Genomic DNA, 20,935 nt, shown 5'->3' on the forward strand with positions numbered 1-20,935 from the left:
CTTGAAGGGGCCGGGCAGTGACGAAGCCAGGATGCCGGCCGACCAGGAGTCGCCGGCCTCCTGGCTTCTCTCTTTTTTACGGGCGGGTCGGGGTACAACGCGGGGAGTGGCTCCCCGCGCGCGAATCCTGTCCTACTCCCTGGTGCTGGTGATGGCCGCGGCCTGCGGGCCGTGCGGCTTCCAGCCCGAGCCGGGCGTGAAGGTGGTGGTGCCGGCGATGCCCACCACGCTCGACTGGAGCCACTCGGATCCGCAGAGCTGGGTGAACTACCCGGTGATGCTGGCCACGCAGAAGGGGCTCACCACGTTGGGGGCGGACCACTCGGTCCAGCCGGGCCTGGCGGCGCGGTGGGAGCGTGAAGCGGACGCGGCCGGGCATGAGGTCTACACGTTCCACCTGCGCGAGGACGTGACGTGGTCGGACGGCTCGCCCGTCACGGCGCGCGACTTCGTCTTCGGGTGGCACCGGGCGCTGCTGGGCCGCGAGCGCGGCGAGATGGCGGACCTCCAGGGCGCGGAGGAGGTGCTCTCGCTGCTGGAGCGTGGGGCTCCGGAGGCGGAGGTGAAGGCCGCGCTTGCTCGCGTGGGGGTGGAGGCGCTGGATGCGCGGACGCTGCGGGTGACGCTGGCGCGGCCCCGGAGCTACTTCCTGGCGCGGCTCGCGAACGTGTACCTGTTCTTTCCAGCGCCTTCGGCGGACCTGGAGGGCAAGTCGGACGAGGCGGTGCGCGACTACTTCGACCGGCCTCGTGATGGGCGACCGCTGGCGGTGGGGCCGTATCGCGTCGAGCGGTGGGACCGCGCGGGAGAGCGCGTGCGGCTGGTCTTCAACCCACGCAGTGCGTTCCTCCCGCCGATGGGCCCGGGGGAGACGCCGGCGCCAGTGCTGACGCTGATGAAGTCGGAGATTGGCCCGGCGCTGTATGAGCGGGGCCGGGTGGACTTCGTCTTCGTGGACAGTGCGGCGGCGTTGCGCGGGATGAAGGCGGCGGACCTGAAGCGGGAGCCGCTGTTGTCCACGTACTTCCTGGGCTTCAACACGGAGCGTCCGCCGTTGGACCGGCCGGAGGTGCGCCGGGCGCTGGCGCGGGCGTTGGACCGGGAGGCGCTGCTCGCGGGGCTGTTGCCGGCCGCGCGCGCGACGAACGTGTTGCTGCCGCCGGAGCTGCCGGATGCGGCGACGCCGGAGCAGGCGGCTTTGCTGCCTCGCTACGAGCCGGAGCGGGCGAAGGCGGAGCTGGCGGGGGTGAAGGGGTTGGACCGGCCGCTGCGGCTGGTGGTGAAGGCGGGGGATTCGTTCGTGCCGGAGGAGGCGCTGGCGGAGCGCATCGCGGCGCAGCTCGCGAAGGTGGGCGTGCAGGTGGTGGTGGATTCGCGGTCGGACTTCTCCGCGGAGGTGGCGCGCAGGACGCCGCAGGGCCCGCGCGCGTATGACCTGTACCTGCGGCGATTGGGCGCGGACTATGCGCACCCGAACACGTTCTTCACGCTGTTCGAACGGCAGGGCAACCACCAGACGGGCTGGGAGACGCAGGGCGACGGCGAGCCCATGCGCCGCTTCGAGCAGCTGCTGGAGATGGCGGACGGCGACTCCGACCCCGTGCACGCGCGCGAGCTGTACGCGAAGGCCCAGCAGGTGCTGGTGGGGGATGAGGCCGTCATCGCGCCGCTGTACCACCCGGACCGCTACTTCCGGGCGCGGGCGCGGCTGCACGGCCTGGACGTGGATCCGTTCAACTTCCTCGCGCTGCGCGCGCTGCGGCTGGGGCCGGATGAAACACCCTCGGCCCGCGCGGAAGGGCAGGGGCCCTAGAACATGGACCCCGTGATGCGAGGCGTGGAGTCGTGCTTCAAGGGCCCGTTGCGTGCGTGCCGCTCGCGCGCCGTGGCACCGCGGCCCACGACGACTCCGGTGTTTGGACCCTGGCGGATGGGCATGACAGGCCGGGCCTCTTTTCGACGGTCGCGCACTGGGGGCTCTGCTCCCCGGGGCGTGAGCCCGCGCGCTTCAGCAAGGCAGGGGCCCTAGCGCATGCGCCTCATCGCGACGCGCCTCGTGCGCCAGCTTGTGCTCGTGCCGGTGGTGGCGGTGGCCTCGTACTTCCTCATGGCCGCGCTGCCGCTCACCACGGAGAGCGACAACAAGCGTCAGGTGTCTCCGGAGCTGGCGGCTTCGTATCAGCGCGACCTGGGCATCGGTGAACCGCTCGGGTTCCTGCGGCCCTGGGAGAAGCTCTTCTCGGGGGAACGCCTGGGCACCAGTGCTCAGGGCATCACCGGTGATGAGCTGCTCCAGAAACTCTCCGGCAGCGTGGGCGTGGGCCTGGTCGCGCTGCCTCTCGCGCTCGCCTGGGCGGTGGGCTTCGCGCTCCTTCGCACGCGTTGGCGGCGGGGACGCTTCGCCGTGTTGGGCGACGTGCTCCCGGCCATCGCGTTCGGAACGCCCGTGTTCATCCCCGCGCTGCTGCTGGCACCCGCCGTGGTGGAGCGTGGGCACCTGCTGCCGGAGCTGTGCGCGGCGGTCGTCATCGCCATCTGGCCCGGGACCTTCCTGGGCACACTCGTCGGTGACGCGCTGGAGACCGAGCTGTCTCGTGACTACGTGCGCACCGCGCTCAGCAAGGGGCTGGACCCCGGCACCGTGCTGCGCCGCCACGTCCTTCCCAACGTGTGGCCCGCGCTCCTGGACGCCGTGACTCCCGTCGCCACCGCTTTGCTCGCGGGCTCGTTCGCCGCGGAGCGCGTCTTTGGCCTGCCTTACTTCGGCCAGCTCTACGTGCTCGCCGTCCTCAACAAGCAGGTCGCCGTCGTCGTCGTGTCCACCACCACCTTCGCCACCGTGCTCGTCGTCGTGAGCCTCACCGTGGAGTTCCTGCGCATGCTCGTGGATCCACGTGCACGGGAGGCCCGCGCTTGAACCGCATCCCCGTGCGCGCCTGGGTGGGGCTGGTCCTGCTCGTGGGGCTGGGCGCCTTGAGCCTCGTGGCTGGCCGCCTGTTCCCCGAGGCCCTCACGAACACCTGTCCTCTTGGCTGGGACCTGAACCGCCCGGACCGCAGCGTGTGCGAGCTGGCCTTCGGTGGCCTGTGGGTGTCGCTGGCCATCGGGCTCGCGGCCGGTGCGCTGTCCACCGTGCTGGGGCTGGCCGTCGCGGCGCTCGCGCGGCTGTCCGGCGGCGTAACGGAGCAGGTGCTCCTGCGTGCCGTGGATGCCGTGTTCGCCCTGCCGGATGTGCTCGTGGTGATGGTGCTCCAACTCGCGGGCCAGTCCCTCATGGACGCGGGCATGGGCGGTGGCCTGGGGCCCTTTGGCTTGATGGTGACGTCCCTGGCCCTGGTGGGCTGGGCCGGCCCCGCGCGCATATTCCGCGACCGCCTGGCCACCCTGGAGGGCCAGGAGTACGTGGCCGCCGCTCGGGCCCTGGGCGGCGGTAGCGCGCACATCCTTCGCGTGCACCTGTGGCCGCTCCTGCGCCCCTTCGTGCTGGCCGTATTCCTGAGCCGCCTGCCGAGCGCCATCCTCACCGAGTCCACGGTGAGCTTCTTCGGCATCGCCCGCATGGAGCCCATGTCCCTGGGCCGCTACCTGGGCACGTCCTACGCCGCGCTCATCTACGAGGGCGGAGGCCGCGTGGTGATTCCCGCCTGGGGACTGCTCGTGCTGCTGGTGCTTGGTGCCTCGCTCGCTTCCCAAGCGTTGGGGGGAGGTACCCGTCGCGAAGTGTGAGGAATGCCGCACATTGAGGCAAAGGTTTCACACGGACGGAAACCCTTTGCCCTCAGGTGAACACCATGTCCCTCCCGACGGAAGAAATCCCCCTCTCGCCTGCCCGTGATGAGCGTCCGCGTGACGACGGTCTGCGCAAGGAGACCGTCCGGGGTTCGGTGCTCGTGGTGGAGGACGACGCCGCGCACCGCGAGCTCCTGGTGGAGCTGGTGAGCACCTGGGGCTACGACGCCATGCCCGTGGGCAGCGCCGAGGAGGCCGAGTTCGCCGTGCGCAACAAGCGCATGGACGCGGCCATCGTGGACGTGTTCCTGCCCGGCCGCAGCGGCACGACCCTCATGTCCAAGCTGCGCGAGAAGTTCCCGCAGGCCGTGCTCATCGGCGTGAGCGCCATGAGCGACGCGGCCACCGCTCGCAAGTGCAAGGGCCTGGGCGCGGACCTCTTCATCGGCAAGCCGTTGGATCCGGAGAAGCTGGCCAAGGCGCTGAAGTCCAAGCACCAGAGCTGGCACTGAAGTCAGCAGGGGAGCGGGTTCCGGTTGCACACCCCCGCCGGACGCCCGATGCTCCCTGGCGTGAAGAACCTCGCCTCCGGCTTCCTGCTGGCCATGCCCCAGCTTGGAGACCCGAACTTCTACCGCTCGGTCATCCTGATGATCGAACACGGGGAGACGGGCTCCATGGGGCTCGTCGTGAACCGGGGAGCGCCCCTGACGCTCGGTGAGCTGGCGCGCGGTCAGTCGATGGACATCTCGACGGACCGCGTGTCGCAGCCGGTGTTCGTGGGCGGCCCGGTGGAGCCCCAGCGGGGCTTTGTCCTGCACGACGATGAATCCGTCGCGGAGAAGCACTCCGTCCTCCCGGGCCTCTACCTGAGCGTCACCCTGGACGCGCTGGGGCCCCTCTTGCAGCGGACGAGTCCGCGCGTGCGCTTCTGCCTGGGGTACGCGGGCTGGGGCCCCAAGCAGCTGGAGAATGAAATCGCCGCGGGCTCGTGGCTGTACGCCGACGCCACCGCGGACGCGGTGCTGGGACAGGACCCGGCGAAGTTGTGGGATGCCACCCTGCGCGGTCTGGGCGTGGACCCGGCCATGCTGGTGATGGGAAAGGGGATGAACTGATGCTCGACGCCGAGACGCTTCGCCGTTACCTCCTGGACGCCCTGCCGGGCTCGGAGGTGGAGTTGAACGACACCACGGGGACGGGAGACCACTTCGAGGCGCGCGTCATCTCCCCCGCCTTCACCGGCAAGACGATGGTGGAGCAGCACCAGCTGGTGTACGCGCCGCTGCAGCAGTGGCTGAAGTCGGGCGAGCTGCACGCGCTGGCGCTCAAGACCTATTCGCCCGAGCAGTGGAAGAAGCTCGGGCCCCGCTGAAGAAGGAGCAACGACTCATGGATCCGACCCTCAAGGCCCAGTTCGACGAGACGGTGAAGTCGCACCCCATCGTCCTCTTCATGAAGGGCAACGCCCTGTTCCCCCAGTGCGGCTTCTCCGCGCGCGCGCTCCAGCTGCTCCAGCCGCTGGGCCCCGTGCACACGGTGGACGTGCTGGCGGACCCCAACGTGCGCCAGGGCATCAAGGACTACTCCAACTGGCCCACCATTCCGCAGGTCTACATCCACGGGAAGTTCGTGGGCGGGTCGGACATCCTGATGGAGCTGGCCGAGCGCGGCGAGCTGCAGGACCTGGTCGCCGCCGGCGGCAAGTAGGCGTTTCAAGAGGGAGCGGGGCCGGGGGGAAGACCCGGGCCCCGTCCCCCGCGTAGACTGGGCGGCGGTCGCCAAGAGGGGTTGAAAGCCGCCGTGCTCACCGTCACACCGCCTGAGTCGAAGCCGCAGGACGCGTCCAACGAAGTGCCCGGAGTGCCGGTCGAGGGTGGCCCCCTTCCTCCCGGCGCGAACGTCGCGGTCGTCACGCCCGGCGCCGCGGTCGTGGATCCGGACGACCTCGTCAGCACGGAGAAGACGCCCACGCTGGTGGACCGCGTGCAGGCCTTCCGCGCGAAGTACGAGAAGCAGGAGATGGCCCTCTTCTTCTTCGCGGGCTTTCTCTACGACGTCCTCACGCTGAGCCCCGTCGACGACGCGCTCACGGAGGTGCAGAACCTCGTCTACCTGGCCATCCTCGCGGGCCTGCTCGTGCTGGAGCAGCGCTACCCCGAGGGCGTGGAGCCGCCGAAGCTGCTGGCGAAGGTGTGGCGCTTCCGCGAGGACGCGCTGCACTTCTTCATGGGCAGCCTGCTCAGCGCGTTCACGCTGTTCCTCTTCAAGAGCTCGTCGGGCTTCACGCCGCTCTTGTTCATGGCGGGCATGTTCGGGTTGCTGGTGGCCAACGAGCTGCCGCGCTTCCGGCAATTGGGCCCCGTCATCCGCGTGGCCGTCTTCAGCCTGTGCGTGACGCTGTACTTCGCGTCGCTCCTGCCGGTGCTCTTTGGCCGGGTGGGGTGGTGGATCTTCACGCTGTCCGTCGTGCTGGGGTGCGGGAGCGTCTACGGGCTCTTGCGCGTGCTCAAGCGGTGGCGGCCGGATGAGAAGGCGCTCTTGCGCACGGTGGCCATTCCCGGCTTCGGCGCGCAGGCGCTGCTGCTCGGGTGCTACTTCCTGGGCGTGATTCCGCCGGTGCCCCTGGCGGTGCAGTACAGCGGCATCTACCACCAGGTGAAGCGCGTCTCCCCGGGCGTGTATCACCTGACGTCGGAGGCGCAGCCCTGGTGGAAGGTCTGGACGGCGTTCCACCACGGCGACCAGGACTTCATGGTGCGGCCGGGGGAGCAGCCCGTGTACTTCTTCCGCATCTTCGCGCCCAAGGGCTTCCAGCCGTACCGCGTGCGCGTGCGCTGGTTCCATGACCACCCGGAGAAGGGCTGGACGGCGCTGGGCAAGGGCTTCCTCGCCTCGGTGAGCAGCAACGGCTCGGAGGGCGGCTACCGCTACTACGCGCAGCCGGGCACCACGCCCAAGCCGGGGGACTGGCGCGTCGTGCTGGAGACGGAGGCCGGGCACGAAATCAACCGCCTGAACTTCACCGTCATCGAGGACACGCGCACCGAGCCGCGCGAGGAGAAGGTGGACGTGTCCGTGCTCAAGGTCACCAAGCCCATCTCGCTGGAGGACTGGCAGAAGCTCCAGCCTCCCGCGCCGGCGGCGGCCGCGGCGGCGCCCGAGCCCGCTACGGCGCCGGCGCCTTGAGCAGCGTCACCTGACCCAGCAGCACCGGCACCGCCGTCTCCACGCGCAGGATGCGGGGGCCCAGCGAGAAGGGCAGGAAGCCGTGGGCTTCCAAGAGCTGGGCCTCGAAGGGCACCCAGCCTCCGTCCGGGCCGATGGCGAGCACCACCCGCGTGGCGCGCGTGATGTCCCGGGCCTGGAGGGAGAGGCTGGCGGGTGGGTGGGGGAGCAGGCGCAGCGGCTCCGGGCCGAAGACGGCGTCCAGCTCGTCCTCGACGAAGGGGCGGAAGCGCTCGCGGATGAGCACCTCCGGCATGCGCGTGTCGCGGGCCTGCTCCAGGCCCTGGAGGAGCAGCTCGCGGACGAAGGCCTCGTTGAGCACCTTGGAGTCGAAGTAGCTCTTCTCCACGCGGGCCGCGTTCACCAGCACGACGCGGTCCACGCCCAGGGACGCCACCGCGGGCAGGACCTTCTTGAGCGCCTTGGGGCGGGGGATGGCCAACAGCAGGTCCACGCCGGCCCTTGGAGGTGGCGGGTCCGTCAGGTCGACGCGCAGGTGGAGCAGGCCGGGGGCGTTCTCCAGCACCTCGCCCGTGCCGGTGAGGCCGTTCAAGCGGCCCACCCGCAGGGATTCGCCGGGTTCGGCCTTCAGGACGTCACGGGCGTGCTGGGCGCGGCGGCCGGTGAGCCGGGCGGTGCCGTCCGGCTGGAAGTCCTCGTCGAAGAGCAGGAGCAGGTTCACGGTCCCCTCCATGTAGCCGTTCCCGGGCGGGCAGGGGAGGGGGCGAGCCTCCCGGAAGGGGCCGCGCCCGGCAGCCCGGGGCGGGGCCGTGATAAAGGGCCGGGCGTGCGTACCTTCTGCATCAAGTGTCTGCGTCCTGAAAGCGCGTGCTACTGCGCGCACGTCCCCCAGCTCCAGACGCGCACGCGCGTGGTGTTCCTCCAGCATCCGAGGGAGCGGCGCGTGGCCATTGGCACGGCGCGCATGGCGCACCTGTCGCTGCCCAACTCGGAGCTGCACCGGGGCGTGGACTTCACCGGCCACGCGCGGCTGGAGGAGCTGGCGAAGAACCCCGAGCGCGTCGCGGTGCTCTTCCCGGGCGAGGACGCCATCTCCGTGGAGGAGGCCCAGGCGAACCCGCCGGAGACGCTCATCGTCGTGGACGGCACCTGGCCGCAGGCGAAGAAGGTGGTGATGCGCAACCCGGTGCTCGCGGCGCTGCCGCGCATCGGCTTCGTGCCGCGCCGCCCCAGCAACTACCGCATCCGCGCGGAGCCGGCGGACCACTGCGTCTCCACCATCGAGGCGGTGGCGGAGATCCTGGGCCAGCTGGAGGGCAAGCCGGACTACTTCGACCGCATGCTGGGCGCGTTCGAGTTCATGGTGGACACGCAGCTGGAGCGCCAGGAGACGCGCACGGGGCCCAACCGCCGCCGCATCTACAAGAGCGAGTGGCGCCCGCCGCTGGAGCTGCGCTCGCTGGCGGAGGCCTCGGAGCGGCTGGTCCTCTTCTACGCGGAGGCGAACGCGCACCCGCTGGAGTCGGGCATCCCGCCGGAGCTGGTGCACCTGGTGGCGGTCCGCTACGCCACGGGCGAGCGCTTCGAGGCGGTCATCGCGCCGGAGCAGCCGCTCGCGCACAGCACGTCGCTGCACGTGGAGCTGCCGGAGGAGGAGCTGCGCGCCGGTGAGCCCCGTGCCCAGGCGCTGGCCCGCTTCGAGGCGTTCCTGCGTCCGGACGACGAGCTGACGGTGTGGACCACCTTCGCCCTGGACCTGCTGTGGAACAGCGGCCTCGGGCGCAGGGCCGCGCGCAACGTGCGGCTGGCCACGGCGCGGGCGCTCAAGGGCAAGGCGGGAGGCGTGGAGCAGGCGGTGGGGCTGCTCAATGCGCCGCAGGTGGCCACGTGGGCCCGGGGCCGCGCGGGCCGCCGCATCAGCGCCCTGGAGTCCGTGACGCGCGAGCTGGTGGCGCGCGGCAGTGCGACCGAGCCTCCCGCGAAGCTGCCGCGTACCGGCTCAGAGGGCTGAGGCCGCCTACTGGCCCAGGCGGGCGGTGCCGACGCTGGCTTCCAGCGTGGTGGAGCCCGCGCGCCAGGGACGGGCCTGCTCGCGGACCCAGCGGCCCACCCGGGCGACGAGGTAGCAACCGAGGAGCAGCGCCACGGAGGCACCCAGCGCCGCCGCGATGCCCAGCCGGGGACCGATGCGCTGCGAGAGGCCCGCGATGTCCGCCCAGCCGTACACCACCGGCAGGTGCAGCACGTAGATCCACAGCGACAGCCGTCCCAGCGGCGCCAGCACGCCGCTCACCCGCTGCGGCAGCAGGTTCACGACGCCCAGCACCAGCAGGCCCTGCGCCACGCGGTACATCACCATCGTGGGACTGGCGGGCGTCCACTCCACGGGCACCCAGCGGGTGAGCGCCAGCAGCGCTCCGCCCAGCGCGAGCAGCGCGAAGCCCTGCGCCAGGCCCGGCTTGAACAGGTGCAGCAGGTGCGCGGCGAACGCGCCCGCGAAGAAGAAGCCCGCCCAGGGGAAGAACGGGAAGCGGCTGCCCTCGCCATTGCCAATGAACTGCTGGAGCGGCACCGGCAGGTGCTCGCCCGCGATCCACATCCCGGCGCTCGCCAGGGGGATGCCCACCGCCAGCCCGCCCAGGAGCAGCGCGCGGGCGCCCCGGTGCGGCGTCACCACCAGCGCCATCGCGCCCAGCAGCAGCGCCGCGCCAATGCACTGGAGCGCGTCGAACTGGAACACCTTGCGCAACATGGCGTCGGAGAAGCCCAGGTCGCGCACCGCGCCCCAGCCCGGCCAGTGCAGCAGGTAGCCCAGGAAGAGCAGCAGCAGCGCGCGGCGGAACCGGCGGCCGAAGGAGTCCTTCGCGGCGCCCGGCTTCGTGCCCAGCGCCATCACCACTGCCCAGCCGCTCACCAGCAGGAACAGCGGCGCGGTGATGCCCCGGATCTTCCAATACTCCTGGACCCACGGGTGGTCCCGGAACGCGGGCGCCAGCAGCGCGTCCAGCGTGTGACCCATCACCATGGCGAGCACGGCCAGCCCGCGCGCGCCATCCAACGCGGGGTGCCGGGTCTGCCGGAAGCTGAGCGAGGGACCGAATCCTTTCAAAGCGGGCCGAGCATAAGCCCACCCTTGGGCCTCGTCTCCAAAACGCACCAACCGTGGGGGTCGGCAAGCGTGGAAACGACCCGGATTTTCACTCTCCGCCCAGGTCGCTTCCTTCGCGCGGGATGCTACAGGATGGATGCATGCCTGCCCGCTCCGCGCTCGCCGCCCTCGTGCTCCTCGCCATTCCCGCCCCGGGCCGCGCCGAGTCCGGCGATGACTGGTTTGGCCGCGACAAGCCCAAACACTTCATGGCGTGCGCGGCGGCCACGGGCGTGGGCTACGGCGCGGGCGCCGTCCTCTTCGATTCGCCGGGCGCGCGGGCGCTCACCGGCGTGGGACTGGGATTGGGCGTGGGGTTGGGCAAGGAGGTCTACGACCGGGCCCGCGGCAAGGTCTTCTCCGTGAAGGACCTGGCGTGGGACACCGCCGGCACCGCGACGGGGCTACTGGCCTCGTTCCTCGTGGATCGGTTCATCACCGAGGTGCTCTTGCCCCCGTCCCGGAGCCTCGCCGTCGCCAGCCGTGGCGGCGGGAGCGTCCGGGCGCGCGCGGCGCTCCACGAACTTCAAGAGCAGGTCGCGCTGCAGCCGGGGCTCCACCAGCAGCAGGCGGCCTTCGGGATCATCGCTGTCGGAGACGAGCACGGTGACCTGCCGGCGCGGGCACTGGTTCATGCAGCCGGTGGGCGTGACGCGCACCTGTCCGGCGAGGTCCCGCTCGGCCAGCTCCCCCTGGAGCCAGCGCGGCAGGTCCTGCCCTCCGGTCCGGGCGCTCTTCCCCAGGCACTTGCGGCAGACGAGCACGTCCACCTCCCGCCCCTTGCCGCCCGAATCACCGTCCTGCATCCGCCGTCCTCCGTGGCGCCCCGCTTCCAGGCGGATGCGCCGCTGCGTGTCGCCGAGACCTTCAAGAAGAGGTAGCGGCGCGGGGATTGTTCCGCAGGAGCCCCGGGCCACGTCCGCCGGGCCGGCGTCCAGGCGGGCGCTGACGGACTGATGGAATGGGAAAGCCCGCGCCGTGGGTGCGACGTTCCGTCGCGAAGCCAGCCGCCCAGAGCGCTGCTACGGTGCGCTCCGCGACGCATCCGGGAGGCTCTCCACATGACGCGAAATCGACTGCTGATCGGGTTCACGCTGTCCGCGTTGGGCCTTGGCGCGCTCTCCGGTTGTGAGCGCTCCGCGGACAAGGCTCCGGACGTGAAGCCGCCCGCGCCCGCTCCCGTGGCGGAGCAGGCCCCGAAGCCGGCGGCGCCGGATGCCGCGGCGGTGGCGAAGCTGGCGACGCACTTCTTCCAGGCGCCTCGCAACCAGGCGCCGCTGCCCGAGGACACCGCGGAGCAGGTGGCCCTGGGGCGCATGCTCTTCCACGAGCCCCGCCTGTCGAAGAACCACGACGTGTCCTGCAACAGCTGCCACGGCCTGGACACCTTCGGCGTGGACAACAAGGCGCTGTCGGAAGGGCACAAGAAGCAGAAGGGCAGCCGCAACTCGCCCACCGTCTACAACGCGGCCCACCACATCGCGCAGTTCTGGGACGGCCGCGCCGCCACGCTGGAGGCCCAGGCGGAGGGGCCGATGATGAACCCGGTGGAGATGGCCATGCCGGACGCGAAGCGCGTCGAGGCCACGCTGGGCTCCATCCCCGAGTACACCACGCGCTTCCGCGCCGCCTTCCCCAAGGGGGGCAAGCCCGTCACGCTGGCCAACGCCGCCCGGGCGCTGGCCGCCTTCGAGCGCACGCTCACCACGCCGTCGCGCTTCGACCGCTTCCTCGCGGGAGAGCACGCGGCCCTGAGCGCGCAGGAGCAGCGCGGCCTGGAGGCCTTCGTCACCACCGGCTGCACCACGTGCCACAACGGCCCGGCGGTGGGCGGCGCGTCCTTCCAGAAGCTGGGGCTGGTGGAGGCGTACCCGGCCCTCACCGACGCGGGCCGCTTCGACGCGACGAAGAACGAGGACGACCGGGGCTACTTCCGCGTGCCCACCCTGCGCAACGTGGAGATGACCGGGCCCTACCTGCACGACGGCAGCGTGAAGGACCTGCCCACCATGGTGCGCCTGATGGGCCGCTACCAGTTGGGCCGCACGCTGAAGGACGGCGAGGTGGACGACCTGGTGGCCTTCCTCAAGAGCCTCACCGGCGAGCTGCCCCCCGCCGAGCGCATCTCCGCGCCGCCCCTGCCTCCCAGCACGAAGCGCACGCCCAAGCCGGACCCGTCATAGCTTGCAGGAAACGTCGCGCCCCGCCCGGCGGGTGCTAAACCCTCGCGCCCATGACCTTCTTCTTCCATCTCCACTCGGGTCTTCGCTACCTGGTGCTGTTGTCCGGTGTCATCGCGCTCGCGTTCTTCGCGTTCGCGGTCGCCACGAAGCGCCCGTTCGACAAGGTGGGGCGCATCATCGGCGCGTCCTACTCCGGCCTGCTGCAGCTCCAGGTGCTCGTGGGCATCGGGGTGCTGCTGACGCGCGGCTACTACCCGGCGCTCATCGGGCACATCGTGATGATGATCCTCGCGGTGGGAGCCATCCAGGGCCCCCTGGGCGCCACCCGGCGGCGCCTGCGGTCCGCGGAGGCCCCCGCCGCGGGTGAGCAGCCGCGCGCGGCGCCCAACTTCGTGCCCGTGCTGGTGGGCACGCTGGTGTCGCTGCTCCTCGTGGCGGGGGGCATCCTGGCCATCCGCCCGGGCCTGTTCGTCTCCACCGCGTTCTGAAGCGCGTGCGAGGCGGCTGGGGTCTCCAGCCGCCTCGGGTGAGGCCGTTCGCTAGCGGCGGGCGCGCCGGCGCAGGGCCAGCGGCACGAGCAGCCCGAGGAGCGCGGGCAGCAGGCCGGGGCTCGCGTTGCAGCCGCCGTCCTCATCCTCGTCCTCGTCCCCGGACGGGTCCTGCTCCGGGCCCGCGTCCGGCACGACGCCCGCGTCCGTGGTTCCGGTGCCCGCGTCCGTCGTTCCACCGGTGCCCGCGTCCACGCCGCTGCCGGTGCCCGCGTCCGTCGTTCCACCGGTGCCCGCGTCCGTGCCGCCACCCGTGTTCGCGGGGCAGTTCCCCAGCGAGTGCTCCAGCGCTCCCAGCGTGGCCGAGGCGGGCCGGGCGCGCACGCAGAAGTCCTCCGGCGCCAGCGTGTTGCGCGGGGCCGCGCCGATGAGTGACGACACGTCGCCCTTGAGCGTCAGGTCGCCCTTGAGCGGCGCCACGTACCAGGAGGCGAAGGTGGTGGTCGTCACGTTCGACCGGTTCGAGCTCTGGGTTCCGGTGGCGCTGTCGCGGTTGCGGATGACGCCCGTCAGGACGTTGCCCACGGCCTCGCCGGTGGATGCGGCGTAGCGGTAGTCCACGCCCGTCGTGCCGACGAACGTGTTGAACAGCACGCGCGTGTTCGCGGCCTTGTTCAGGTACACCGCGACGTCCGAGCAGTTGGCCACGATGTTGTTGCGGATGATTCCATCCGTGTGCTCCGGCGAGCACGGCACGGACGGGTCGAAGGCCGGCGCGCAGTACTGATTGCCGGTGCCGCCACCGCCGAAGGACAGGCCGATGCGCGTGTCCCCCGCGGGGAAGTCCTTCACGCACAGGACGCGGTTGCGCTCGAAGAGGCCGCGCTTTCCGCCGCTCTTCATGAAGGCGCCGTAGGAGATGCCGCCCTGCTTGGAGAAGTCGTGAATCTCGTTGTCGCGGACCACCCAGTCATCGCCGGTGTCGATGTTCAGCTTGTTGACCGGCGTGGACGTCACGCGCGCGCGCGTGTCGTAGATCTCGTTGTTCTCGATGAGGCCCCGGTGCGGCATCTCCCACACGCCGCTGCCGTTCTGCGTCGCGTTCGCCTTGAGCTGCGAGTTGAAGTCGCGCACGCGGCTGTTGCGCAGGACGAAGTTCTCCGCGTGGCCGGTGACGTGGAAGGCGTGCTCGCAGGTCTGGTCGTTCGAACAGATGCCCTCCACCGTGAGCCCGTCGAAGGTCCAGTAGCGGCCGGACACCTTGAAGCCCTCCTGCGCGTTGAATCGCACGACGGCCGCGTGGCGGTTCTTCGCGCGCACGATGATGGGCGCGGCCTGGGTGCCCTCCGCCACGCAGTTGAGGTTTGCGTTGACGGTGTACGTGCCGTCCTCCAGGACGAGCTCGTCTCCGGCCTTCGCGGATGAAAGCGCGGTCTGGAGCTCGGCCACGGTGGAGACGCTCTTCACGGCCGCGCCGCCCGTCAGGGGCAGCAGGAACAGGGCGAGGGAAAGGGTTCTCAAGGGGGGACTCCCGGTACGAAAGGGGGGCGCCGAGGTTAGCGGATCCCCACGCGTGGCAGGCAGCCGGGCGTGCGCAGGCATTCCGGGCGCTAGGAACCCTGCCTCCGTGTGAACACCTGTCCTCTAATGGCTCGCCAATCCAGAGGATCGCGACGGGGACACTCCATGATTACGGTGTCAGCGCTCGCCGCAGGGCTGCTCATGGCCCCGGGCGCGTTCGCGCTGCCCTCCCGGGGACAGCCGCTGCCGGAGTTCTCCGCGCGCGACCTGACGTCCGGCCAGCACGCGAGCGATGAGCTGAAGGGGCGTCCCACCCTGCTGGTCGTCATCACCGACAAGGACGCGGGAGACCAGATGCGCGGGTGGTTCGATGCCGCGGACCAGCACGTGGCGGATTCGGTGCATCGCCAGTCGCTCATCACCCTCAAGCTGCCGTTCTTCGTCAGCGAGGGCGCCGCGCGGGGGAAGGCGAAGAACCAGGTGCCCCAGGCGTTCTGGAAGGACACCTGGATGGACAAGAACGGCGACATGGCCAAGGCGCTGGGCCTCTCCTCCAGCGACACCCCCTATGTCCTGGCGCTGGACGCGGAAGGACGGGTGCTGGCCAGCGTCCACGCCGCCGTGGACTCGCCGGAGGCGCGGGCCATCTGGTCCGCGCTCCGACGGTGATGCCGGAGGGCTAGTAGCGCCCGCCGCTGTCGAGGATGGCCTGCAGCTGCTGCTTGTCGTTGGAGAACGGGAACGCCTGGTACAGCTGGTAGCCGTTCTGCGGATCCAGCAGCGTGGGCCGCATCAGGCGCACCACCTCCAGCTTGTCATTGGAGAAGTTGAACTGGCCCAGCACCGACAGGATGTGCGTCACGAGGAAGTTCTCGTTCGGGGCCACCTGCGACAGGATGCGCAGCTTCTCGCGCGGGAAGGACTCGCGCACCATCGCCGCGGTGATGTTGCGGAACTGCTGGTCGGAGATGGGCCGCACCACCGGCGGCGGGGGCGGCAGCGGCGCCGGCTGGTTCACCACCACCGGGGGCGGCAGGCCCCCAGCCTCGTCCACGTACTCGCTCAGCTTGTCCAGCTCCTCCATCGCCTTGCGGATGCTGTCGCGGCCCTTGGCGTCCTTCGTGCGGGACATCGCGTCGCGCAGCGCGTTCTCCAGCCGGTTGATGCGGCGCTCCATCTGCTCCCGCTCGACGACGGCCAGGTTGCGCTGCGGCACCGGCTGCGGCATCGGCTGCGGGGTGGAGTGGCCCGGGGGCGGAGGGCGGCGGAACTCGGCGCCGCCAGCGATGTTGACTGAGTCCGCCGCTTTGGGCGCCGTCTGAGCCAGGGCAGCGGCGGAGGACAGCAGGACAACGGCGAGGGTCAGGGCCTTCATGGTGTGCATCCTTGGGGGTGTTCTTGCTTCATCCCATCTGACGGGACAGAGGCCTGCTCATTCAAGCCCCCTCCCATCTTCCCCAGGAAGGCCCTGCCGTCGGGGCGTCTCTAGCCGCGCTTGGAGACGACCTGGCCGTCGGCGCCAATCTCGTAGACGAGCGGCACGCCGGTGGCGAGCTCCAGGCCCACCACCGTCTCGCCGGACAGCTTGTCCAGGCGCATCACCAGGGAGCGGTTGGAGTTGCCGTGCGCCACGACGAGCACGTTCTTGCCCTGGCGCAGGTCGCCCGCGATGGCCCGGTCGAAGAAGGGCAGCACGCGCCTGGCCGTCATCTCCAGGGACTCGCCGTTGGGGGGCGGCACGTCATAGGAGCGGCGCCAGATGTGGACCTGCTTCTCGCCGAACTCCTTGGCGGCGTCCGCCTTGTTGAGGCCCTGCAGGTCGCCGTAGTGGCGCTCGTTGAGGGCCGCGTCGCGGATGACGGGCGGGGTCTGCCCCAGCGTCTCCAGCAGGATGGCCAGCGTCTGCTGCGCGCGGGTGAGGGCGGAGGTGTAGGCGACGTCGAACTTCACGCCCTGGAGGGAGTCGGCGGCCTTGCGGGCCTCGGCGCGGCCCTGCTCGGTGAGGGGCACGTCCACGAAGCCGGTGAAGCGGTTCTCCAGGTTCCAGAGCGACTGACCATGACGGACGAGGGCGAGGATGGGCATGGTCCCCCTGCTAGCCCAACCGGGGGCGGGGGGAAAAGAGGCAAGCCCCATCCACCCGCCCGGCCCGTCGTCTTGCGGCCACGCGTCGGGGCGCGTTCAGCCGGCGGCCTGGGTCTCCTGCTGGAGCCGCTCGCAGACGGCCGCCACGGCGCTCAGCGTGTTGAACAGGTCCACCATGCCCACCTGGAGGCCCAGGTCGTCCTCGATGCGGTTGGCCAGCATGGTGGCCAGCAGCGAGTTGCCCCCCACCTCCAGGAAGTGGTCCTCCGGACGCACGGCGTCCACTCCCAGCAGCTCCTGCCAGTACCCCGCAAGCCGCGCCTCCATGGGCGAGGGGACCGCGCTCTGTGTGCTCATGGTGGCTGCTCCGGGGGGGGCTGGATTTGCCGTAAATTGAGGAAAATAGAACTACCGCGTCAAGGCTGACCGCGCCAGGGCGAGCAGGCGGGCTTCGTGTTTCCCCCGGGTCCGGACTTCCCTGGCAGGCTCGGGAGCCATGGACCACGACGCGAACGGAGGCCGGGACGGCCGCCGGGGACGAGGACGTGCCCATGGCGGTGGCGGTGGTGGGGTTAGCGCTGCGCTTTCCGGGGGCGGAGGACGCTCGCCAGTACTGGCGCAACCTGGTGGGCGGGGTGGACTCCATCACCCGGCTGGACGCGGCGGGCCGGGAGCGGCTGGGGCTGCCCCAGGGCGACGAGTGGATCACCGCAGCGGGGGTGCTGGAGGAGGCGGAGTCCTTCGACGCGGCGTTCTTCGGGTACTCGGCGCGCGAGGCGGAGCAGATGGATCCGCAGCACCGGGCGCTCCTGGAGTGCGCGTGGGCGGCGATGGAGTCCGCGGGGTACGCGCCCCGGGGCCAGCCGATGCGGGCGGCGGTGTACGCGGGGGCGGGCTTCACGACGTACGGAGGGAGGGACGTGGCTGCGGGCCTGGCGGGGGCGCTGGGGCTGTCCGGGGACTTCCTCGCCACGCGGGTGTCGTACGAACTGGACCTGACGGGTCCGGCGATGACGGTGCAGTCGGCGTGCTCCACGTCGCTGGTGGCGTTGCACCTGGCCTGTCAGTCGCTGCTCGCGGGGGAGTGCGACCTGGCGCTCGCGGGGGGCGTGTCCATCCGCACGCCGCAGTTGGGCGCGCACCGCAACCAGGAGGGCGGCATCCTGGCGCCAGACGGGAGATGCCGGCCGTTCGACGTGAACGCGGCGGGCACGGCGGTGGGCAATGGCGTGGGGATGCTGGTGCTCAAGCGGCTGGCGGACGCGGTGGCGGACCGGGACACGATTCGCGCCATCGTGCTGGGCACGGCGCTGAACAACGATGGGGGCGCGAAGACGGGGTTCGCGGCGCCTTCGGTGCAGGGGCAGGCGGCGGTGATTCGCGAGGCGCTGTCGGTGGCGGGGGTGGCTCCGTCGGACGTGTCCTATGTGGAGGCGCACGGGACGGCGACGGCGTTGGGCGACCCCATCGAGGTCGCGGCGCTCAAGCAGGTGTTCCAGGGCGTGTCGCCGGGCGCGTGTGGGCTGGGCGGGGTGAAGAGCAACTTCGGGCACCTGGACGCCGCGGCGGGCGTGGCGGGGGTCATCAAGACGGTGCTGTCGATGGAGCACCGCACGCTGCCTCCGACGCTGAACTTCACGAAGCCGCATCCGATGCTGGAACTGGAGGGGAGCCCCTTCCAGGTGGTGGGCAGCACGCGCGCGTGGGAGGGCCCGCTGCCGCTGCGCGCGGGGGTGACGGCGCTGGGGATCGGGGGCACGAACGCGCACGTGGTGTTGCAGGAGGCGCCGGCTCTTCCGGAGACGGACGCGCCCCGGCGTGGGGAAGAGGTGCTGCTTCTGTCCGCGAAGACGGAGGGGGCGCTGGAGCGGATGACCTCGGCGCTCGCCGAGCGCTTGCGTGAGCATGCGGATCCCGGTGCGACCGTCGAGGCGGCCCTGCTTGCGGATGGCGCATCGCGTGCGGACGTGAACGCGGTGAAGAGGCAGGCGGCGGTGGACAACATCGCAGCATCACGGACGCAGTCCGCGAGTAACACATCGGACGACTGGCTCGCGGACGTCGCTCATACGTTGCAGGTGGGGCGGGCTCGCTTCCCGTGGCGCCGCTTCGTCGTGGTCCGCCAGGGCGAGGACGCGGCGGCGCTGCTGGAGGGACGGTCCTCCGCTGGTGAGGATGCGCCTCCTCGGATCCGCACCGTGTTCGACGAGGGGGAGTCTCGCGGCGTGGCCTTCCTGTTCCCGGGCGGTGGTGCGCAGCGGGTGAACATGGGCGAGGCCTTCCTTCGCGAGCCCGCGTTCCGCGCTGCCATTGATACGTGCGCGGAGTTGCTCAAGGGGCCCATGGGCGCGGACCTCCGCGACATCCTCTTCGCGGGCCCCGAGCGCTTCGACGCGGCGGCCCGTGAGCTGGACCGGCCGCTGTGGTCCCAGCCCGCGCTGTTCGTCTGCGACTGGGCGCTCGCGCAGTTGTGGCTGTCGTGGGGCGTGAAGCCGGACGCGCTGCTGGGGCACTCGCTCGGTGAATACGTGGCCGCGTGCCTCGCGGGGGTGTTCACGCTGGAGGAGGCGCTGGGCCTCGTCGTTGCTCGCGGACGGCTGATGGAAGCGATGCCTCCGGGCGGGATGGTGTCCGTGCTCGCGCCCGTGGAGCAGGTCTCGGAGCTCGTGGGGCCGGTTGTGTCGGTGGCGGCCATCAATGGCCCGGAGACCTGTGTCCTCTCCGGCCCGTTGCCGGAGCTGGAGGCCGCGGAGCAGGCGCTGACGGCGCGGGGCATCGAGCACAAGCGGGTGCGCTACGCGCGCGCGGCGCACTCCTCCATGATGGAGCCGTACCTGGAAGGCTTCGCTCGGGAAGTGGCTCGCGTGAAGCTCCGCGCTCCGTCGCTGCCTGTCGTGTCCAGCCTCACCGGACGGTGGCTCCAGGAGCGCGAAGCGACGTCGCCGGACTACTGGGTCCGGCACCTGCGTCATACGGTCCGTTTCTCCGACGCGCTGGGCTGCCTGCTGGAGTCCGGCGACCGTGCACTGATTGAAGTGGGCCCGGGCACGACGCTCACCGCGCTCGCGCGGCAGCACCCGGCGCGCAAGACGCAGCCTGTGCTGGCCACCCTGCCGACGAAGGGTGACGCGCCCGGGAGCGCCTTGTCTGCCCTGGGCGAAGCGTGGGCCGCGGGCGTGGACGTGGACTGGGAACACATCCGCGATGGCGAGCGGCGCCGTCGCGTGGACCTGCCGACCTACAGCTTCGATCGCGAGCACTACAGCCTGGACGACGCCGCGGTGAGCCCCGTTCCTCGCGACGCCATGGCGGCCCGGGCGAAGGCGACCGGGCCTTCGAAGCCGAAGGGAAGTGCTCCCCGTCGCGGTGAGCGCGTGGCACCCCGTGACGCCACGGAGCAGTCCCTGGCCGAGTGCTTCCAGACGCTGTTCCGCCTGGACGAAGTGGGCGTCCACGACGACTTCTTCGCGCTGGGCGGCGACTCGCTGGTCGCGCTCCGGCTGCTCGCGATGATCTCCGAGCGCTTCGGCAAGCGGCTCGCGCTGAAGGAGATGCTGACCGCGCCCACGGTGGAGTTGTTGGCGCGGAAGCTGGGCGGACGGGAGGAGGCCCGGTCCCTGCCACCCGGGGTCGCGCTGCTCCAGCAGGGCACTCGCGGTCCGCCGCTCTTCTTCGTGCACGCGGCCGGAGGTCAGGCGGTGTTCTACCGGGACCTGGCGCGCGCCATCGACTCGGACCGGACCGCCTACGCCTTCGAGTCCCGGGGCCTGGAGCCGGACGGACCGCTGCACACGTCCGTCGACGAGATGGCGACGGCCTACCTGGAAGGCCTGCGCGCGTTGCAGCCCGTGGGACCGTACCTGCTGGTGGGCGCGTCGTTCGGCGGCGCGGTGGTCTACGAGATGGCCCGCCGGCTGACGGCGGAAGGCCACGCGGTGCCGCTGTGCGCGATGCTCGACACGCCGGGCCCCGGGGACATCGCCCGGGCCCGGGCCGGCGGAGTGGGCTTCGCACAGGAGCAGGTCCTCGCGGATCCGGAGCAGCAGCGGCGCTACGTGCGCGTCTGGGAGGCGAACATGACGGCCTTGCGCGACTACCCCATGCCCCGCTTCGAGGGCGGCACCCTCCAGTTCTTCCGCGCGGCGACGGTCATCGAGCACATGCCGAAGCACGTGGAGCTTGAATGGTTGGACTCAGGCGCGGTGCTCCGGGTGGAGACCGTGCCCGGCGACCACCAGTCGATGCTCACGGGCGGGAACGCCGAAGGGCTGGGCGCGAAGCTCGCGGCGTTCCTGCCGTGAACGAGGCCTCCATGTCGCCGCTGCTCCATCGCTACTGGCTCCAGTTCCCCGACGACGCCTTCGTGCGTTCGATGGGGCTGAACCAGGGCTGCGGGGTGACGGCCTACAGCCTGGAGGATGCCCGGAGGCTGCTTCAGGAGCAGCTCTTCCGGGACATTCCGCTGCCGCCCTTCGCGCGTGTCATCGAGGACGTGGACGTGACCACGCTCGAAGCCAACCACATCCGTCCCAACATCGGCGTCGTCACGTGGCGGGGCATCTGGTTCCCGTTCATCCAACTCTGCTGAGCGA

General features: G+C 71.0%; 22 protein-coding genes. 15 read left to right on the forward strand and 7 right to left on the reverse strand.

Annotated elements, in window-relative coordinates; all coding sequences use genetic code 11:
• Positions 1-151: 151 nt before the first annotated feature.
• Positions 152-1,813 carry a peptide ABC transporter substrate-binding protein gene (locus ACX114_RS10080; RefSeq protein WP_459300114.1) on the forward strand — a complete coding sequence of 554 codons (1,662 nt, stop codon included), beginning with the start codon at positions 152-154 and terminating at the stop codon, positions 1,811-1,813.
• Here ACX114_RS10080 and ACX114_RS10085 read toward each other — a convergent pair.
• Positions 1,810-1,938, reverse strand: coding sequence for a hypothetical protein (locus ACX114_RS10085; protein WP_459297038.1), 129 nt, complete (start codon positions 1,936-1,938; stop codon positions 1,810-1,812). The genes ACX114_RS10080 and ACX114_RS10085 overlap by 4 nt on opposite strands.
• A gap of 94 nt (positions 1,939-2,032) precedes the next feature.
• On the opposite strand from ACX114_RS10085, the gene ACX114_RS10090 reads away from it, so the two are divergent.
• The 7 genes from ACX114_RS10090 (at position 2,033) to ACX114_RS10120 (ending at position 6,918) form a co-directional block, all read left to right on the forward strand.
• Positions 2,033-2,917, forward strand: a complete 885-nt coding sequence (locus ACX114_RS10090) for an ABC transporter permease subunit (RefSeq protein ID WP_459297040.1) — start codon at positions 2,033-2,035, stop codon at positions 2,915-2,917.
• Positions 2,914-3,726, forward strand: a complete 813-nt coding sequence (locus ACX114_RS10095) for an ABC transporter permease subunit (RefSeq protein WP_459297042.1) — start codon at positions 2,914-2,916, stop codon at positions 3,724-3,726. The genes ACX114_RS10090 and ACX114_RS10095 overlap by 4 nt, the downstream gene beginning before the upstream one ends.
• A 65-nt stretch (positions 3,727-3,791) precedes the next feature.
• On the forward strand, positions 3,792-4,241 hold the full coding sequence (locus ACX114_RS10100) for a response regulator (RefSeq protein ID WP_014394875.1): 450 nt from the start codon (positions 3,792-3,794) through the stop codon (positions 4,239-4,241).
• 60 nt (positions 4,242-4,301) lie between these two features.
• Positions 4,302-4,847 carry a YqgE/AlgH family protein gene (locus ACX114_RS10105; RefSeq protein WP_043322781.1) on the forward strand — a complete coding sequence of 182 codons (546 nt, stop codon included), beginning with the start codon at positions 4,302-4,304 and terminating at the stop codon, positions 4,845-4,847.
• On the forward strand, positions 4,847-5,104 hold the full coding sequence (locus ACX114_RS10110; RefSeq protein ID WP_120619125.1) for a BolA family protein: 258 nt from the start codon (positions 4,847-4,849) through the stop codon (positions 5,102-5,104). Before ACX114_RS10105 ends, ACX114_RS10110 begins: the two co-directional genes overlap by 1 nt.
• 17 nt (positions 5,105-5,121) lie before the next feature.
• A complete protein-coding gene (gene grxD / locus ACX114_RS10115; RefSeq protein WP_014394878.1) occupies positions 5,122-5,439 on the forward strand; it encodes a Grx4 family monothiol glutaredoxin in 318 nt (105 codons plus the stop codon).
• 93 nt (positions 5,440-5,532) lie between these two features.
• Complete coding sequence (locus ACX114_RS10120) at positions 5,533-6,918, forward strand: DUF2914 domain-containing protein (RefSeq protein WP_459297046.1); 1,386 nt, start codon at positions 5,533-5,535, stop codon at positions 6,916-6,918.
• On the opposite strand, the gene ACX114_RS10125 is transcribed toward ACX114_RS10120, so the two are convergent.
• Positions 6,899-7,639, reverse strand: a complete 741-nt coding sequence (locus ACX114_RS10125; RefSeq protein WP_459297048.1) for a 16S rRNA (uracil(1498)-N(3))-methyltransferase — start codon at positions 7,637-7,639, stop codon at positions 6,899-6,901. The genes ACX114_RS10120 and ACX114_RS10125 overlap by 20 nt on opposite strands.
• A gap of 105 nt (positions 7,640-7,744) precedes the next feature.
• Between ACX114_RS10125 and ACX114_RS10130 the strand changes: the two genes are divergently transcribed.
• Positions 7,745-8,929, forward strand: coding sequence for a tRNA-uridine aminocarboxypropyltransferase (locus tag ACX114_RS10130; RefSeq protein ID WP_459297050.1), 1,185 nt, complete (start codon positions 7,745-7,747; stop codon positions 8,927-8,929).
• Positions 8,930-8,935: 6 nt separating this feature from the next.
• On the opposite strand, the gene ACX114_RS10135 is transcribed toward ACX114_RS10130, so the two are convergent.
• Entirely contained in the window at positions 8,936-10,027 is a 1,092-nt protein-coding gene (locus ACX114_RS10135) for an acyltransferase family protein (protein WP_459297052.1), read from the reverse strand.
• A 140-nt stretch (positions 10,028-10,167) separates the two neighbouring features.
• Between ACX114_RS10135 and ACX114_RS10140 the strand changes: the two genes are divergently transcribed.
• The 3 genes from ACX114_RS10140 (at position 10,168) to ACX114_RS10150 (ending at position 12,737) form a co-directional block, all read left to right on the forward strand.
• Entirely contained in the window at positions 10,168-10,947 is a 780-nt protein-coding gene (locus ACX114_RS10140; protein ID WP_459297054.1) for a hypothetical protein, read from the forward strand.
• Between the two features lie 180 nt (positions 10,948-11,127).
• Entirely contained in the window at positions 11,128-12,249 is a 1,122-nt protein-coding gene (locus ACX114_RS10145) for a cytochrome-c peroxidase (RefSeq protein WP_459297056.1), read from the forward strand.
• A 50-nt stretch (positions 12,250-12,299) separates the two neighbouring features.
• Positions 12,300-12,737: a hypothetical protein gene (locus ACX114_RS10150; protein ID WP_459297058.1), complete on the forward strand. Its 438-nt coding sequence runs from the start codon at positions 12,300-12,302 to the stop codon at positions 12,735-12,737.
• Positions 12,738-12,788: 51 nt separating this feature from the next.
• Here the strand turns inward: ACX114_RS10150 and ACX114_RS10155 are convergent, their stop codons facing one another.
• Positions 12,789-14,258, reverse strand: a complete 1,470-nt coding sequence (locus tag ACX114_RS10155; RefSeq protein ID WP_459297060.1) for a chondroitinase-B domain-containing protein — start codon at positions 14,256-14,258, stop codon at positions 12,789-12,791.
• A gap of 165 nt (positions 14,259-14,423) precedes the next feature.
• On the opposite strand from ACX114_RS10155, the gene ACX114_RS10160 reads away from it, so the two are divergent.
• Positions 14,424-14,927 carry a hypothetical protein gene (locus ACX114_RS10160; protein ID WP_459297062.1) on the forward strand — a complete coding sequence of 168 codons (504 nt, stop codon included), beginning with the start codon at positions 14,424-14,426 and terminating at the stop codon, positions 14,925-14,927.
• A 10-nt stretch (positions 14,928-14,937) separates the two neighbouring features.
• On the opposite strand, the gene ACX114_RS10165 is transcribed toward ACX114_RS10160, so the two are convergent.
• The 3 genes from ACX114_RS10165 to ACX114_RS10175 all read right to left on the reverse strand — a co-directional run bounded on the left by ACX114_RS10165 (position 14,938) and on the right by ACX114_RS10175 (position 16,700).
• Entirely contained in the window at positions 14,938-15,633 is a 696-nt protein-coding gene (locus ACX114_RS10165) for a DUF4476 domain-containing protein (RefSeq protein ID WP_459297064.1), read from the reverse strand.
• Positions 15,634-15,743: 110 nt separating this feature from the next.
• Positions 15,744-16,343, reverse strand: coding sequence for a 2,3-bisphosphoglycerate-dependent phosphoglycerate mutase (locus ACX114_RS10170; RefSeq protein ID WP_459297066.1), 600 nt, complete (start codon positions 16,341-16,343; stop codon positions 15,744-15,746).
• Positions 16,344-16,439: 96 nt separating this feature from the next.
• A complete protein-coding gene (locus ACX114_RS10175) occupies positions 16,440-16,700 on the reverse strand; it encodes a phosphopantetheine-binding protein (RefSeq protein ID WP_014394890.1) in 261 nt (86 codons plus the stop codon).
• Between the two features lie 194 nt (positions 16,701-16,894).
• Between ACX114_RS10175 and ACX114_RS10180 the strand changes: the two genes are divergently transcribed.
• Positions 16,895-20,644 carry a type I polyketide synthase gene (locus tag ACX114_RS10180; protein WP_459297068.1) on the forward strand — a complete coding sequence of 1,250 codons (3,750 nt, stop codon included), beginning with the start codon at positions 16,895-16,897 and terminating at the stop codon, positions 20,642-20,644.
• Positions 20,645-20,655: 11 nt separating this feature from the next.
• A complete protein-coding gene (locus ACX114_RS10185) occupies positions 20,656-20,931 on the forward strand; it encodes a hypothetical protein (RefSeq protein ID WP_459297070.1) in 276 nt (91 codons plus the stop codon).
• Positions 20,932-20,935: the final 4 nt, after the last annotated feature.

The organism is Corallococcus sp. M7, from assembly GCF_054512695.1.

Excerpts from the sequence above, each read along its gene's own strand:
- ACX114_RS10085 (WP_459297038.1), bottom strand. The coding sequence starts at position 1,938 with ATGCCCATCCGCCAGGGTCCAAACACCGGAGTCGTCGTGGGCCGCGGT.
- ACX114_RS10185 (WP_459297070.1), top strand. The coding sequence starts at position 20,656 with ATGTCGCCGCTGCTCCATCGCTACTGGCTCCAGTTCCCCGACGACGCC.
- ACX114_RS10145 (WP_459297056.1), top strand. The coding sequence starts at position 11,128 with ATGACGCGAAATCGACTGCTGATCGGGTTCACGCTGTCCGCGTTGGGC.
- ACX114_RS10150 (WP_459297058.1), top strand. The coding sequence starts at position 12,300 with ATGACCTTCTTCTTCCATCTCCACTCGGGTCTTCGCTACCTGGTGCTG.
- grxD (WP_014394878.1), top strand. The coding sequence starts at position 5,122 with ATGGATCCGACCCTCAAGGCCCAGTTCGACGAGACGGTGAAGTCGCAC.
- ACX114_RS10100 (WP_014394875.1), top strand. The coding sequence starts at position 3,792 with ATGTCCCTCCCGACGGAAGAAATCCCCCTCTCGCCTGCCCGTGATGAG.
- ACX114_RS10110 (WP_120619125.1), top strand. The coding sequence starts at position 4,847 with ATGCTCGACGCCGAGACGCTTCGCCGTTACCTCCTGGACGCCCTGCCG.
- ACX114_RS10160 (WP_459297062.1), top strand. The coding sequence starts at position 14,424 with ATGATTACGGTGTCAGCGCTCGCCGCAGGGCTGCTCATGGCCCCGGGC.
- ACX114_RS10090 (WP_459297040.1), top strand. The coding sequence starts at position 2,033 with ATGCGCCTCATCGCGACGCGCCTCGTGCGCCAGCTTGTGCTCGTGCCG.
- ACX114_RS10180 (WP_459297068.1), top strand. The coding sequence starts at position 16,895 with ATGGCGGTGGCGGTGGTGGGGTTAGCGCTGCGCTTTCCGGGGGCGGAG.
- ACX114_RS10080 (WP_459300114.1), top strand. The coding sequence starts at position 152 with ATGGCCGCGGCCTGCGGGCCGTGCGGCTTCCAGCCCGAGCCGGGCGTG.
- ACX114_RS10175 (WP_014394890.1), bottom strand. The coding sequence starts at position 16,700 with ATGAGCACACAGAGCGCGGTCCCCTCGCCCATGGAGGCGCGGCTTGCG.
- ACX114_RS10140 (WP_459297054.1), top strand. The coding sequence starts at position 10,168 with ATGCCTGCCCGCTCCGCGCTCGCCGCCCTCGTGCTCCTCGCCATTCCC.
- ACX114_RS10165 (WP_459297064.1), bottom strand. The coding sequence starts at position 15,633 with ATGAAGGCCCTGACCCTCGCCGTTGTCCTGCTGTCCTCCGCCGCTGCC.
- ACX114_RS10170 (WP_459297066.1), bottom strand. The coding sequence starts at position 16,343 with ATGCCCATCCTCGCCCTCGTCCGTCATGGTCAGTCGCTCTGGAACCTG.